Annotated in this window: 9 protein-coding genes; 2 read left to right on the plus strand and 7 right to left on the minus strand. The window is 56.4% G+C overall.

Going from position 1 to position 15514, the window contains the following annotated elements; genetic code table 11:
- The first annotated feature begins 49 nt into the window (after positions 1–49).
- The gene (locus PT279_RS05070; protein ID WP_348519371.1) at positions 50–928 is read left to right on the plus strand and encodes a hypothetical protein; all 879 of its coding nucleotides are present in this window, start codon (positions 50–52) and stop codon (positions 926–928) included.
- 53 nt (positions 929–981) lie between these two features.
- Here the strand turns inward: PT279_RS05070 and PT279_RS05075 are convergent, their stop codons facing one another.
- The 4 genes from PT279_RS05075 to PT279_RS05090 all read right to left on the minus strand — a co-directional run bounded on the left by PT279_RS05075 (position 982) and on the right by PT279_RS05090 (position 9528).
- Positions 982–1662 (minus strand): GrpB family protein, encoded by a 681-nt coding sequence (locus PT279_RS05075; protein WP_277166196.1) that lies wholly within the window; start codon positions 1660–1662, stop codon positions 982–984.
- A gap of 33 nt (positions 1663–1695) precedes the next feature.
- Positions 1696–2820, minus strand: a complete 1125-nt coding sequence (locus PT279_RS05080; RefSeq protein WP_277166198.1) for a P-loop NTPase — start codon at positions 2818–2820, stop codon at positions 1696–1698.
- Between the two features lie 223 nt (positions 2821–3043).
- Positions 3044–5824, minus strand: coding sequence for an NAD-dependent DNA ligase LigA (gene ligA, locus PT279_RS05085; protein WP_277166200.1), 2781 nt, complete (start codon positions 5822–5824; stop codon positions 3044–3046).
- A 194-nt stretch (positions 5825–6018) separates the two neighbouring features.
- Complete coding sequence (locus tag PT279_RS05090) at positions 6019–9528, minus strand: tetratricopeptide repeat protein (protein ID WP_277166202.1); 3510 nt, start codon at positions 9526–9528, stop codon at positions 6019–6021.
- A 239-nt stretch (positions 9529–9767) separates the two neighbouring features.
- Here PT279_RS05090 and PT279_RS05095 point away from each other — a divergent pair, with 239 nt between their 5' ends.
- Positions 9768–12155 (plus strand): glycosyltransferase, encoded by a 2388-nt coding sequence (locus tag PT279_RS05095; protein ID WP_277166204.1) that lies wholly within the window; start codon positions 9768–9770, stop codon positions 12153–12155.
- A gap of 87 nt (positions 12156–12242) precedes the next feature.
- Here PT279_RS05095 and PT279_RS05100 read toward each other — a convergent pair whose 3' ends face one another.
- The 3 genes from PT279_RS05100 to PT279_RS05110 all read right to left on the minus strand — a co-directional run bounded on the left by PT279_RS05100 (position 12243) and on the right by PT279_RS05110 (position 15495).
- The gene (locus PT279_RS05100; RefSeq protein WP_277166206.1) at positions 12243–13445 is read right to left on the minus strand and encodes a pyridoxal phosphate-dependent aminotransferase; all 1203 of its coding nucleotides are present in this window, start codon (positions 13443–13445) and stop codon (positions 12243–12245) included.
- Between the two features lie 103 nt (positions 13446–13548).
- On the minus strand, positions 13549–14316 hold the full coding sequence (ppgK, locus tag PT279_RS05105) for a polyphosphate--glucose phosphotransferase (RefSeq protein ID WP_277166208.1): 768 nt from the start codon (positions 14314–14316) through the stop codon (positions 13549–13551).
- Positions 14317–14436: 120 nt separating this feature from the next.
- Positions 14437–15495 (minus strand): glycosyltransferase family 2 protein, encoded by a 1059-nt coding sequence (locus tag PT279_RS05110; protein WP_277166210.1) that lies wholly within the window; start codon positions 15493–15495, stop codon positions 14437–14439.
- Between the last annotated feature and the right edge of the window lie 19 nt (positions 15496–15514).

Consider the following 15514-nt stretch of genomic DNA (forward strand, 5'->3'; position numbering starts at 1 on the left):
CTTAAAAGAGGGGCCAATCTTGAGATTCTGCACCAATTGCGGAAAGCCATTGTCCGAAGACAAAGAGCTCTGTCAAAACTGTGGGGCCAAACAACCCAAAACACCGAAACAGGCGACGCCCATTCCAATCCCGCCTCAGTCAAATTCCCTCGACGACGACTTGCAAAATCATCCCCATGATAGTTCAACCCAATCGGATGACACCGGACACACCATTATCGAACAGACGGAGTCAGGCCAATCCCAATCAGACAAACGCTGCGACCCCAGCGGCACGGATACGAAGAAAACCAGCCGACGCGTCATCATAGCCATCATTGCAGCGGTTGTGGCACTCGTTGTGTTGCTCGTGGCCTTCCTGATTCTAAAACCCATCGCTAGTCGTGCCAAGCTCGACGGCACAACTGGGGCACCGACTGGCACATGGTCAATGAATATCAAGGCACGCGGGGCTTCAATCAAAGCCATAAAGGTCAAAGTGGAACCGGACGGCAACACGCAACTGGACATCCTCAACAAGCCGACGGCCACAGGGAAATTGGTGTCAGAGAAGTCTGATGCGACACAAATCACCTATGATGTCCAGAATCTTACTGCACTCGACGGCAGATTGGCTGGCATGGCGCAGCATACCTCCGCTTCGATTACCATCCCCCGAAAAGGAATAGAGGGCACCTGGAAAATTCAAATGCAGCTCAATGGCTCCATTCCCATCGATTACGCCATGAATGTCCGCAAAAACAACACCATTCTGTTCACATGGAAGAACCCTCTACAGTCAGGCTCCACCAACGGCAAATGGGAACAAATCGGCGCGAAAGACGGCAAGAAATCATATTCCGTCTCACTACCTACGCAAATCATGCCAATCGACCCCGATCTTCCCACTCTTTACGGCACACTTGATTTCGAAATCCCCGATCGCTAATCACGCCAAAATACAAAGATGACAGTCATATTGTGTCAAGTTGCCGTGCCAGATCATGCACTTGCATCTCCGGATACCGTCTCTGATTCCGACTCGATAAGCCCGGCGGCAATAAAGGCCCGCTCATAAATCGCTCGGATGGTTTCCTGCTTGCGCCGGTTATAATCCGATACCAACCCTCCCACAGCAGTGGTACGGCTCGCCGCCTCGCGTTTCACGGCAAGATAGAGGTTCCGATCATCGGCATTCCGCCGAAGCCAGTTACGGAATATGAGATGCCTCATGGCCTCAGGCGATCCCAGCGACCACACATGCAGGTTACACGCTGGGACGTCACCGTGAAACATACGATGCCCGTACCACCACGGTTCTCGGATAACCAGCCGGAATCCGGCCTTCTCGAGTGCGGGAACGTACATGCCTTCAGCGTCGGAATCAGTAAGAGTGAGATCGATGTCGATCACCGGCTTGGCGGCCAGACCCGGCACCGAGGTGGAACCGATATGTTCGATCGCCAGCGCGCGAAAGCCAAGAGCCCCAACGATGGACTCCCGCAACTGTTCGAAAAACGCAGGCCATGAGGAATCGTAGGGTACAACGGCGATATCACGCCGATGTTCCACACCATCGACAAAGGGCGATTGACCTTCGGGGTCAGGGGCATCATCAAACGTTACTATGGCCTCTCGGAACGCAGCCGAATTCCACTGACCATTCTGTTGTTTGGTTTCCATAACACTTTCCCTGTATCTACCTTCGAGAAGACTCTACCTCATTAGCTGCGTTGCCAAATCCTTGAACGCATCGGCGACCTGGGTCGATGCCAAGGAACCGTCAGGGTTAAGAACCGCAGGACGACCTGAATCGTCGACTTCTCGGATTGCAGGCTGGAACGGAAGCCAGGTCAACAGCGGGACATCGTAGCCGAGCGCTTCGGTCAACTGATTTGAGACCCGCTGGCCGCCTCCTTCTCCGAAGAGGTGCAGCCGTTCGCCTTTGTGGTCGAAATAGCTCATGTTCTCCACCACGCCACGCACCTTCATCGGCACCTGCAAGGCGACCAGGCCGGAACGTACGGCCACATCGGAGGCACTGGGCTGCGGAGTGGTGACCACGACCAGTTCCGCGTTGGGCAACGCCTGGGCCACGGAAATTGCCATATCGCCGGTGCCGGGAGCCAAATCAAGCAGAAGGACGTCGGGGCTGCCCCACCACACATCGGCAAGGAACTGTTCGAGTGAACGTTGCAGACGCGGACCACGCCAGAGGATTGCGCGGTCGGCCCCGGCGAACATGCCGATGGAAATCATCTTGACTCCCCAGGCGACCACCGGCATCAGCATACCGTTCAAATCGGTAGGTCGAGAATGTACACCAAAAAGCGACGGCAGGGAGAAACCGTAAATATCGGCGTCAATGGCCGCGGTGTCGTAGCCAAGTGCCGAGAATGTGGCGGCGAGATTCGCCGTGACGGACGACTTGCCCACACCACCCTTGCCAGACGCGATGGCGAAGATGCGGGTTTTCGTGCCGGGCTTGTTGAAGGGGTTCTGTCGGCGTTCCGCCTTGAGTTCGCCGACCAGTTTGCTCAACTTTTCGCGGCTCATCGCACTGATCTCGATTTTGGGCGTGAGTTTCGCGTCGGGATAAGTGAGCACGGCCTGTGTGATGCGTTCACTGATGGTCTTGGAAAGCGGGCAACCAGGCACCGTCAGTTCGACGTTGACCGTGACGTCATAGGCATTGTCTCCGTCAATACTCTTGACAACCTCAACGGCGGGAACCATGCCCAGATCGGTGACGGAACGACCCAGTTCGGGATCGATGACATGGCTCAGACGCTCGTAGACCCGTCGCTCGATTTGTCGTTCAATCGTGTCGCTATCCGTCATTGCACCTTCCCTGCCTTTCGCTTTCACTGTATCGTTTTCGTGGGCGGCTCGCCAGTGCCTTCTGTGCACGATGCACGACACAGAAGGATATGACACTTATAAAGCGGGATTTTCACTCGAGATAAAAGTATCTATACTCAAAGCGGGGCATGGCCGTGACTCTTAGCTATGCAACTGACTTCAGCTCACCGGGACACTCGAAAACGCACGTATTCCATATCAGTCAGCTCTTGTCTCCGGGCTCGCCGGTCTCCAGCAAGGTCTTGAACTGGGCTTCGTCGAGCATCGGCACGCCAAGCTCCTCCGCCTTGGCTTCCTTGGAACCGGCGTTAGCACCCACAACCACATAATCGGTTTTCTTGCTGACCGACCCTGACGCCTTGCCGCCGCGCTCGACGATGGCCTCCTTGGCCGATTCACGGCTGTAACCTTCCAACGACCCGGTGACAACCACGGTTTTGCCGGCAAGCGTCTGCGGCAAGGTGTTCTCCTCAACGCTTTGACCGACTCCGGCCGCCTCCCAAGCCTTGAGGATCTTGCCACGCCAATCCCCCGGTTTGCGGGCATCGGAGAACCAAGTGACCACGGATTCGGCGATTTCCTGGCCGATACCGTCGATGGCCACCAAGTCATCCACGCTTGCATCAGCGATGGCGTCCAATGAGCCGAAGCGGTTGGCAATCAAGCGAGCGGTCGGCGGACCGAGACGACGGATGGAGAGGGCGACCAACACGCGCCAGAGATCAGCCTGCTTGGCTTTGCCGATCTCCTCCAGCATCTTCTTGGTGTTTTCCCCGGGACGCACATAGACAGGTACTTCACTCATGCCGTCGCGGGTCTTGCGGCGGCGGGTACTGATCACCACAGCATCGGTTGGAACGTTATATCCCGGGTAACCGTTTTGCGGTGCTTGTGCCGATGCTCGGTTCTGTGTCTGTGCAGAAGCATCTTCGCCGCCATCAATCAGCGACTGGCTGTTGGCAGGGGCTCCTGAACCCGAACCCTTCTCCTTTTTGGCTTCGATCGGAGCGGTCCAGAATGCCGGTACACGGTGCCACAAGCCGGAACCGCCTCGATTTTTGCGGTGTTTGCGTTTGCGCCCCTGTTCATCGACACGCTCACTGACTTCGATGATGGCAGATTCCCGCCAGACCTCAACATCCTTCAAATCATTGGCATTCAGGCTGAATACCCCGGCTTCACTGGTGAGTACCGGCTTCTGCTTAGCCGGCAGCTCAAGCCCAGACGGCGGTTCGTAAGGCTCCGGTTCCTCGCCCGGTCCCACTTCGATATCACGCAGGTTGGGCGCGTAAGTCGCCACACTTTCCGGCCGGTTCTCCTCAGGGTTGGTCAGGGCGATGGCGCTCTGCTCGCCCAGATGCTCGATATCCAGCGCTTTGCGGCTGGCCAGGTTCATAACACGCTGAGTGAACTGCGCCGGACAGCTTTCCACGTTCGGGCAGCGGATGTCCTTGTCACCTTCCTTGGCGGGAGCCAGCTTGGCCCCGCAGGACGGGCAGTATTCAGGCATGACGAATTTGCGCAGCTCGTTTTCGTGGCCTTTGCGCCGCTCTAATACTGGTCCGACGATTTCGGGAATGACATCCCCTGCCTTGCGCACCACGACGGTGTCGCCGATCATCACGTTCTTGTGCTTGACTTCGGAGGGATTGTGCAGGGTCGCGGCAGCGACCGTGGAACCGGCGACATACACCGGCTGCAGCACCGCCACAGGCGTCACCCGCCCGGTACGGCCGACCTGAACGATGATATTGAGCAACTTGGTGTTGACTTCCTCGGGCGGATATTTATAGGCGATGGCCCAGCGCGGGGCGCGCGAGGTAGCTCCGAGCCTGCGCTGCAACGCCAAATCATCGACCTTCACCACGATACCGTCCAGAGCGTGCTCGATGTCACCACGGTGCTCGCCATAGTAGTCAATCATGTCAAGAATCTGGTCGAAGCTCGTGATCTCACGATTGTGGGGAGAAACCGGAATCCCCCACTTCTTGTAAAGGTCATAGGCCTCGGACTGGTCGTTGACGGCGTCATGCCCCTCGTTGACACTGCCCGGCGCCCATTGCAAAAGCCCCAGGCCGTGGGCGTAAAAGCTCAGATGACGCGACGCGGTAATCCGCGGGTCTTTCTGACGTAACGAGCCTGCAGCGGCGTTGCGTGGGTTGGCGAACGGGGCTTTGCCTTCGTCTTCGTTGATCTTGTTCAATTCGTGGAAATCGTCCCAGCGCATAAACACTTCGCCACGAATCTCGACAAATCGCGGAATATCCTCTGATGTTCCTTGCAGATTCTGAGGAATAGAGGCGATGGTGCGTACGTTGGTGGTGATGTCTTCGCCTGTGGTGCCGTCCCCACGCGTCAGTCCCTGTTCCAGAACGCCGTCCCGGTAAAGCAGGTCGAGCGCCAAGCCGTCGATCTTGACCTCGCAGGTCATCGGCAGAGGCTTGCCGTCCGGCCATTCAAGCGCTTTCAGCACACCTTCATACCACTCCTTGAGCTCGGCTATAGAGAAGACATCGTCCAGGCTCAGCATCTTCGAAGGAAGTGTGACATCAGGGAATTCGTTCGAGAACGTACCGCCGACGCGATGGGTCGGCGACTGTGGATTGTCCAAAGCCGGGAAATCAGCCTCGAGCGCCTGCAGACAGCGCAGGAATATGTCGTAGGCGGCATCGGAGGAAACCGGATCGGAATCGATATAATAGGCTATCTGATCGCTTTCCACCCAAGCGGCCACACGCGCCCAGAGACGTGCCGCGGCCTCACTGGAAAGCTTGGAAACGTCGAGTTTCTCGAGCCTCGTGGCATCGGCGTCAGTATGCTGCAACGCGGCGATCCATGGCAAAGAACCAGGCTCATATTGCGCGGCCCCCTTGTTCTCACCGGCTTCGGCATTGCCGCTTTCGAAATCCCAGGCCAGCTGGTCGCCTTGGGCCGATGCCTTTGCGTCGCCCTGTGCCGTTTGTGGTTTCGTCGACTTGACCATGTCACCTATCCAATCCGCATGCAGCACACAAAAATATTACGATATCAGCCGCACGACATTCTTTTTTGATTGTACGGTCATGTCGGGAAAGAACCGTAAAGCTTGAAGTATACGCCGCCAAATAACCCGACATATGCTCCTTGACGATACCGGAACGCGAAAAACGCCACGGAAAGCCGATTCCACCCAATTACTCAAGCATTGAGCGAACGCAGGAACTGTGCCTGGGCCATATCCATACCGTCATCGGCGCTATCGTCCATTCTCGCAGCCGCCACCGAGAGAGTACGGGCCGGCACGAAAAGCGCCTTATCCACACATACGCGAGCTGCCTGACGAACGATGTCGCCAACCTCGGTATGCGGCCACACCGGCAAATCATGGGAGGCGAGCACCGATTGCGCGGCTTCGAAGGAGACAGGTATCAGAATGCACTGTGATTGTGCACGTGCCAGCAATTCCTGAAGTTCACCGTCGAGTGAGGCGATTTTGCCGGGTGAGATGTGCTCGCTCATGATGTAGCTGGCCGCTGCCACATCAAAATCACCCAGCATCCATTCCGCATAGGCCAGTCGGTAATAGGCATAAGCAGCATCGTCACGGTCAAGTGACACGCGAAGAGCATTCAGACAGGCGGCACGGGCGGAATTCCAATCCTCTTCGCGGGCCAGTTGCACCGCAAGCCTCATATGAGAAAGCGGATAGGCCGGGGCATAGGAAACCATCGTGTTCAGATGCGGCAGCGCAGCTTTTGCGCCTTGCAATTGGGCGAGCACGTCGGCCAGTTCCATGTGAGAATAGAAAAGATTATCAGGAATGAGCACGGTGTTCTCATCGCTGGTGGAGAAAAGGCGGTTATAGACCACGCGTTCGGCATAGGAGTTGAAATATCGCGGGGCACCGGTCGGCGCGTAAATCGCGTCCACCTTCTCGACGGCCTCTTCGAGGCTTGCGATGGCCTGATCGACCTGCCCGGAAAAGAGCAGGTCACGCGCCTTTACCCGTTCGGCATCCAAGTCCTTGGCAACCCTGAAATCGAGATCCGGGGTGTCGACCCCGTCAATCAAGGCGCTGCCCACGCTCGGCGCGAGTTTCTTCAATTCCGGGTCTCCGTTGGCTTCCACGATAATCATAGCCTGCTGGGCCTTGGTGACACTGGGCAGGGTATCGTCTTCGGCAATCCTGTGGAAATCGCTTACCGCGCGCTGCAACAGGTCGGCACGTTGGATGGAGAGCCCGGTGATGTTGTCGGTGCCGAGCACACGTTTGGCGTTCCCGCCGATCGACACGTCGGCAAGCTCCGGCTCTTCCTGGCTTCCCAGCGGGGAGAAACGCTTGTCGCGCAAGGTGAACTGGGGATTGGCGTTGCGGGGCATGGCGCCGATGATATCGAGCGAGGCTGCGAACTTACGGTAGGTTTCGATGGGATGATCCAGCCCATCAAAGGCGATGACACGCATGAACTTCTCACGCGTAAAGGTCACACTCGCCATATTGTGCGCGGTAGGCCCATTGCGCAACACGGCTAGCGGATCGTTGCCATCCCCGTTTTCAGCGTCCCTGTCGATGTCCATCTGCTGGTCGCCTTGCGGCACGGACATGGCGATGCTGTCGAGGTCCACGCCTTTCATCAGATCGGCGAATTGTGCGTCAATCTGTTCCTCACTGGATTGAGAATCATCGCCGTCAGAACCGACCTGGGAATCTTGGGCATCGTCGAGCCCCTGAGTCTCGGTAGGATTTTCATTCGGCATGTCAGTGCCATTGTCATTCGTATTATCAGCCGCACCGTTCGAAGCATGGTTTTCTGTAGGATTTTGATGTAATTCCGGTACATGCGAAGTCTGTGCCGCACTGGTCAAGTCCGTTTCCTGACCCGCGGCATTCAAATCGGCATGCTCCCGAGGATCGCTATCGCTTTGAGTTTCGGTGGAATTGCCCGTCTCCCCTTCGTCGGGGTTTTGCACCGACGGGGAGGCAAAAGGCATGCCATCATGATTGGCCGCCACGGAGCCGGCCTGCGATGGGTCACCGTGAATATCGCCGTCCTTGGGATCGGCCTTCGAGCCGCCCCTTCTCACTTCTCCGCCCGGCATGCGTTCGAAAGCACCCAAAGCCTGTGCCATCAGTTTGGAAATCGCGGAATCCTGCTGCTCGACCGCCTCTTCCAAGCCCATGGAATCGATGCGGATGGAGACATTTTGGATACTGTCGTCGACACCGAAGCAAAGTGCGGCAATCATCAGACCGACACGCAGATTGTATCGTTCGCTCATTGCTGTACGTTCGTTGTCGCTTAGGGCCACCCAGGTATGACGCCGTGAATCGTACCTGCTGGTCGGCATCATGGTGTGCCCCGCAGTGGTGAAGGACACAGCGACATTGCCGAGTTCCAGATTGGAACGGAATTCGGTATCGAAACGATACGGCACCCTAATCTGGCGCAACAAGGTCGAGAGGGCCTGGCGATAGACCCATTCACTGCGCGGGTTTTTGGCTGAGGAAACCTTCTTAACGGTATCAGCCCCTTGTGCGGCATTTGCAGCGATACGATCCGCACTCCGGCCTGCCATCTCGATCATCCGAGAAAGGGAGACGGAACTCGACTCCCCCAGATCAACCCCCTGCTTCGGCAGGGGTTTCAACGCCATTAAAGCTGGATTTTCGAGCAACGCATGATCGATCTGGGCTGCCTGGGCCCGCGTGACGGTGTCCTCGATGGGCAGCGCACCGGTGTGCGCGTTGTGTTCCAGCCAGACGCTGACGGAGGCGAAACGGTTAAGATTGCCCTCGATGTTCAAGGCTTCAAGGGCCGGGGCCAGATTCAAAGAATCATCCCAGGTAAAGAAATAGGCACCGGAATAGCTTGAGGTATATAGATGCAACGGTTCGGCCCCGTGGACGGCCTCGAGTCCCGCCGAGGGCTTCAACGCGCCGGATTCGCGCATCAGATCGGCGAAATAATCCTCGAGCCCGGAAACGCGCAGGCCATGCGTCCTGGCTTCCAGACTGTCACGCACACTGCGTCGAATCGCGCCGAGCGGCGCTTCACGGTTAAGCCTGCGAAAGATGTTGCCGGCGCCGAAACCGATAAGCTGCCCTCCGATTTGCGGGAGCATATAGGTGGCAAAGAAAGCGATGGCCATGGCATCCCGGTATTCCAGATTCAGCCGCAGCTTCTCCGGCAGACGGTAACGCATCTGTTCCAAGGTATAGCGATTGCCACGCTTGAGCCAAGAAGCGAGCCAGGTCATCTGGCCGAACATGTCACGTCCGACGATGCCTCCTTGTACTACGTCGATGCCCTGATCTTTGTTTCCTTTAAAAAATCCCGATTCAAAACCGCCGTTTTGAACAGTTTCGAAAGGAATCGCAGATCTGCCGGCCCTTCCGCCCTGCATCCTGGCATCATTCGAAAGCGAAAAATCACCTTCCTTGCCGAACACCAGCGCAGCATCGACGTCGTGCGTGTCCATTTGCGGATCTCCCCCCACAAACACGCGACCCTTGCCATCGACCAAAGCGACCTGGCAGAATTCATTCGGGGCAAGAAACACTCCGAGAGCGAAAAAACGTCCATCGAGCTGCGGCAGTTGCGCCCATCCCAAAGAGAGGCCATCAGGTACGTTCGGAAAATCTTCAAAGATACGGCGTTTGATCATCGGACCCAGTTTGATGGAACGATCGAGAAGCTCCTGCATCATTGTGCTTGTTTCGTTTTTGCCCTCTGATCGCGCTGATAAAGCCGGAACCACATTATTGACATCATGCCCGGAAACACCGCTGCCCACCATTGTATTCACACGATGCGCAATGCCCCGAGCCGACTCAGCCAATCTTCCAAAACGTGAAGAAGAGGCGAAATCATGCAGATGCTGTGTGAAATTGGACATGTAAGTAATTGTTTCAATTCAGCCAGACATAAAGCTTATAGAATAAACGTGTGAACACTTCCTCTCCAAGCAGCAATCGCCACCACAAGACCGTCATATTCGCTCTTCTGACGGCGATGATCATACTCCTGTTGGAGTGCTTCGCATTCAATCTGCAGTTCTGGAGCACCTTGGGTGCCAGCCGCGATTCGGTCTCGGCACTCAACTCGCTTGGTCCCGGTTTGTCTCGTCAGAAGGACGGAACGCTTCTGGTCACCGACCCGACCTCGGCGTTCCTTACCACACAAAGCGATGGAAGTTCACCGTATATACGTATCGATCCGGCGGAATCAACATTCCGTTTCACTTCGCCATCGCAGGTATTGGGATTTGCCGATACCAGCCAAAACATGGAAGGTGCGCCGAAAGGCAAATCAAAATCCCCGTTGACGTCCTTCCATATCCGGGTGGACGCCGCCGGGCACGCCTCCCCTGTTCGTTCGGTTTCAACCGGCATATCCAATTCCCGCTATCTGCGTCTTCCTTATCTCAATTCGGCGCCCCGGACGACCGATATCAAGGTCTGGGTTGACGAACCTGCGGGAACCCGCGTTGATATCACAGCAGTCCATGCGAACGTCCGGGTCCCGTTCCACGCCAGTTGGGGACGCGTGGCGGCGATGGTTGCCTTCGTCGCATTGCTCGCATTGTGGATGCCTTCGTCGGCACTTTGGCGTATCCGTCTGGATACTTCGAGCATCCGTCAAAGACTTGCCTTTGTCGGGTTCATGCTCGTCATTTCGGCGTTCGCCGTGCTCCTGATCGCACAATCGATCTGGACGGCCGGCTCGTCCGCATTCCGAAAACCGGGCAATTACACCTATGATTTCAACCAATATGGCCATATGGCGGATTCCCTGCTTCATGGTCGGGCATCGATAGACCTGCCGGTTCCAAATGCTCTCAAAAGCGCTTCGAACCCATATGATCCGCAAACCCGCGAAATGCTGCTGGCCCAAGGCGTCACACCGATTTACTGGGATTATTCCTTCTATCGGGGCCATTGGTATTCGTATTTCGGCGTGCTGCCGGCACTGCTAATATTCGTCCCGTACCGTCTGGTGACCTCGCTGTTCGTGCCGGGTGGATTGATGCTCCCATCTGGTGCAGCCGTGGTGGTGTTGCTGTCCGCCTTCGTGCTTTTTGGCTCCCTCTTGGTCATCCGTCTGCTGAAATTGATGAATCCCAAGACTTCGCTGGCCACAGTTTCCATGGCCATCACAATGTTGCTTTTGGGCTCACAGGCCGGCTATCTGGCATTCCGTATGAATTTCTATTCGGTTCCGTTTGCGGCTTCACTCTTCTTGAGCGCGATGGGTCTATGGTTCTGGATAGGTTCGGCAGGATATCAGGATGCGCCATCCCGGCGGCATATGATCGCCATGGGCACCGCCCCGTCACTTTCTTGGCCCCATCTTGCCGCCGGTTCGCTATGTTTGGCAGCAAATCTCGGATGCCGGCCGACTTTCGTTTTGGTCGCATTGCTTGCGTTCCCGATATTCTGGCCTCAAATTCGTGCGATTTTCGCCAAGTCGTCGTCCAAGGAAAAGCCCGGCAAGCGCAAGGCCGTGATTGGCGCGCTGACTGCTGTTTTGTTGCCCGCACTGGCTGTCGCACTTCCGTTGTGCATCTATAACGCCGTTCGTTTCGGCTCGCCGATTGATTTCGGCGAACGCTACCAGATCACCGTCGCCGACATGACCCATTACCGCAACTCTCTGACCAACCTGTTGCCGACTCTCGGCTATTATCTGTTCCTGCCGTTACGTTTCTCACACGAATTCCCGTTCCTTGCCATCAATCCCACACCGCTGGCTTCCTGGAGCTATGCGGAACCGTTGGTGGGAGGACTGTTTGTGCTGTGCCCTGCGCTCTTGCTCGTCGCCCTACTTCTGATGCCAAGCATAAGACGACGTATTCGCCGTTCTGGTCTGCTGCGAATCGTTCTAGCAGCCCTGCCGCTGGCCTTGCTGCTCCTACTGATCGATATCGTCAAAGGCGGTATCGGCTGGCGCTATATGATCGATTTTGGCTGGCTGGTGACGCTGGCGGCTCTCGTGGTGGCCGGTGCGATTCTGGGTGATGCCCGATCCTGCCGGAATACCACGCCGCTGGATGGGTCTTCCCCCTTGAGCGATTGTCAGGAGTCGGCATCATTATTACAACGGAATCCGTGTAATCAGTTTGAAAAACTGAGGTTTCACCATCGAAGCGCATCCCGTGCCTTGCAGCCTCGGCTCGATTGGAGATGCGTCGCCGTGCGTCTTTTCATGCTGCTGCTCCTCTTGCTGAGCATAGCCGTGGCGTTCCTGAACATTTTTGTCCCGGGTCGCGAAGATGCGCTGACCCGCACCAATCCGGCATTGTTCCAAATAATTGCCGCCTGGTTCGTTGTTTAAAAAACGGTGCTCGCAGGAAACACGGCCGTTTAGAAGTCTTGCTTTTCAAAGAAGACGCCACTGGGGAAAGCACTGTCGCCGAAAATCTCAAACGCACTCAAGTTCGTGCGAAACCGTTGCCAGGACAGCCTTGATATTGCGTTCAAAAACAGCCGGTTCGGGCAATAGAGAGACGGCAAGATAGCCGTTTTCGGTCATGTCGAAGTAGTAGCCGGGCTGGCCGGTCAGATTGAAGTCGCGAATCAGGCGCAACACCAGCGCGTTTTCATCGATGACTGAGGGGAATCGCAAAAGCACGTTCCAGCCGCCTTCGGCACGCAAAACCGATACCAGACCGGACTGGTCTTCATCTAGTATGCTATGCAAACGGTTGAGATTGACACGAGTACGTTGCTGCACGCGTTCAAGCTGGCCGGGAACCGCGGCAAGCAACTCCGGCATTCGAGCGGCGATGATGTCGCTGAACGGCAGATAGTCGTCGGCGATGATGTCAAGCCTGCGTTGAGCTTCAGCCACCAAGTCATCAGGACCGCTGACCTGAATCCAGCCGACCTTGGCATGAGGGGCTGCCAAAAGCTTGGAAAAACCGTCCAAGGCGAAAGTCAACGCACCTTGCTCACCCGCCAACCGTCTGTTGCCGGCAAACGGTTCGAGAGCATAATCGAAAAACACCTCGTCGGCGATGATGGCGACCTCGTGCTCACGGCAAAGCCTCACCAACGCCTCCCGCTCGTCTGGTTTGACGTAGGAACCGGTCGGGTTGTTCGGATTGATGAGAACGATCGCCTGTACTTTTTCGCCTTTTGGACTTTCAAGAAGCCCGCGCAGCCACGCGACATCGATGAACCAGGACCCGTCGAATTGCAGCTGGTATTCCAATGTATCCACATTCTCGAGCCCACCGATGGACTCAATCAGCGGATAGCCGGGTTTCGGGCCGGCAACGATATCGCCGGGATCGCACATTAGTTTGAACAGCCACGTGTACGCCTCGGACGTGGAACTGAGCAGATAAAGATTGTCGGGGTTGACCGGTGCAGATGGATTTTGCCCTGCCGATGTTTCCCTAAGATTTCGTTTGGACAGAAATTCCGCAAGCTGCTTTCGCGCCGTCAACGGACCACGCGGCTCCGCCGTATAGACACCTGGCACCTCTTCGGGTGCCAGCCCATGTTTGGTCGGGTTGGAATCGTTGACAGTGTCGAGCACAATCCCCTGGCCTCTGGCTGCGGCCTCGGCTTCGGCAATGGGGTTGAGCCTGGTCGAACCGACCCTTGACGAAAAACGCATGATCTTCCATTCCCGGATTGTGCTTTGGGACTTCAACGATATCCAACCAATAGAAAAGTTCCGTCCGACTTTCCAGCCGAACGGAACCAGTAAAATTCAATGATCAGACAAGCTTGGTGGTCGCATAATACGCAGCGCCCACAATGCCCGCCTCGTTGCGCAGCTTGGCCTGCACAATCGGGGTCTTGATATCGATATAAGGCAGGAACTTGTCGGCCATACGGCTTACACCGCCACCGACGACGAAGAGGTCGGGACTGAAGTATTTCTCGAGCAGACCGTAATACTTGGTCAGACGCTTGGCCCACTTCTTGTAGCCCAGGCTCTTCTTGTCACGCACCGAGGATGCCGCATACTTTTCAGCATCGCCCTTGCCTTTTTCGAGCTGGATGTGGCCGAGCTCGGTGTTCGGAAGCAACACGCCGTGATAAATCAGCGCCGTGCCGATGCCGGTGCCAAGTGTGGTGGCGATGACCAGACCATCCTCGCCTTTGGCCGCACCAAACTGCTGTTCGGCGAGTCCCGCCGCATCAGCGTCGTTGACGACGGTGACCGGACGGCCGCACGCCTTGGAGAAGACCTCGGTGACGTCAAGGCCGATCCAGGACTTGTCGAGGTTGGCCATGAAATCGAGCGGCTTGCCCGGCTTGATGGGCGCAGGGAAGGCGATGCCGACAGGTGCGCCTGCAGGCACCTCGAAATGTTCGAGTTCCTGACGCACAACGGCCGCAACGGCATCCGGCGTAGAAACCTCGGGGGTGAGAATCTTCAGACGCGGCAGGGCGAACTCGCCCTTTTCCAAATCCACGGGAGCAGCCTTGATACCTGAACCACCGATATCAACGCCAAAGGCTTGTGCTGTCTCTATCATCGCTTACCCCTCTTGGTAATGGAACAAAATAATCGTAGACATTGTACCGCGCTCGATAGCCAACACGCTTATACCAATAATTAAATTGAGCCTACAGGCGCATAATCTATCTATGCTGCATTATTTCAGCGGCGGCATCGGCTGCCAGTTCGGGTCGTGCAGGAGCTTTCGCGAGTCGACCCATCCCTTGGCAATGGCTTTGAGGCCCGGCTTGACATGTTCACGATCGACGGCGAAGATGCGGATGACCTCCTTGATGGCCGTAAGCACTGTACCCAAGCCGAAAAGTGCCGGACGATAGTCGCCGTGTGCCATGAAATAACGGGCCATGTAGCCGCGGTTGCGCATGATATGGTAGCGGTTCATATCGGAGGTCGAGTTCAACTGACGGACACCGGCGATGTCCCAGTTGCCGATATCGCGGGTGCGCTGGATGATCTTGTCGTTGACCACGATCGGATCGGTCACCTTACTGGCCAGATAGCCATAGATCGTGTCGTCCCAGTAGATGAAGAAACGTGGGTCCGGCAGGCCGATCTGTTCGACGATATTGCGGCGGAACAGTCCGCCTTCGAAGCACATCGTGTCCATCGTATGGTAGCCGGAAGGCCCGAACGCTGCAGGTGCGATGGGGTTCGGGATGCCGAGCGGGACGATGAAATCGTATTGCCAATAGAAGTCGCCGCCGTCGTAGTCGAGGCGAGAACCTTGAATCACGTCGTGACGCGGCGTCCACTTGGCCAACTGACCGATGGCGTTGGGAAGCACGGCCACGTCGTCATCCATCACCCAGAACCATTCGGCTCCAAGCTCGTAGGCCTTTTTCACCCCGTTGGAGAAACCGCCGGAACCGCCGATGTTGCCCTCCTGCGGAGCATAGACCACACGCTGGGTATTGCCGCTTTCGTCGGGCTGCGTGCTGCCCCATTCGGCATTGATGGCATCGGAGAATTGCCGTACCATCACTTTGGTGTCGTCACTATGCTCGTTGTCGACCACAACCACACGCCAGGGGGCGATGTTCAGCGCCTTGATGGAATCGAACAGCCTCGCCAGAAGCTTTTGCCGCTTATAGGTCACCACGACAATGGCCAGTTTCTCAATCGGCGATTCCACGGAACTCACGATATTCTTAGCTTCGTCGCCATTTGTATTCACGGTTTTCTTGTTTTCAGTCATACCCCCTATTCTTGCACTC

The sequence above is a fragment of the Bifidobacterium sp. ESL0784 genome, from assembly GCF_029433295.1.
Lineage (GTDB): Bacteria > Actinomycetota > Actinomycetes > Actinomycetales > Bifidobacteriaceae > Bifidobacterium.

Excerpts from the sequence above, each read along its gene's own strand:
- PT279_RS05075 (WP_277166196.1), bottom strand. The coding sequence starts at position 1,662 with ATGGAAACCAAACAACAGAATGGTCAGTGGAATTCGGCTGCGTTCCGA.
- PT279_RS05080 (WP_277166198.1), bottom strand. The coding sequence starts at position 2,820 with ATGACGGATAGCGACACGATTGAACGACAAATCGAGCGACGGGTCTAC.
- ligA (WP_277166200.1), bottom strand. The coding sequence starts at position 5,824 with ATGGTCAAGTCGACGAAACCACAAACGGCACAGGGCGACGCAAAGGCA.
- PT279_RS05090 (WP_277166202.1), bottom strand. The coding sequence starts at position 9,528 with ATGATGCAGGAGCTTCTCGATCGTTCCATCAAACTGGGTCCGATGATC.
- PT279_RS05100 (WP_277166206.1), bottom strand. The coding sequence starts at position 13,445 with ATGCGTTTTTCGTCAAGGGTCGGTTCGACCAGGCTCAACCCCATTGCC.
- ppgK (WP_277166208.1), bottom strand. The coding sequence starts at position 14,316 with ATGATAGAGACAGCACAAGCCTTTGGCGTTGATATCGGTGGTTCAGGT.
- PT279_RS05110 (WP_277166210.1), bottom strand. The coding sequence starts at position 15,495 with ATGACTGAAAACAAGAAAACCGTGAATACAAATGGCGACGAAGCTAAG.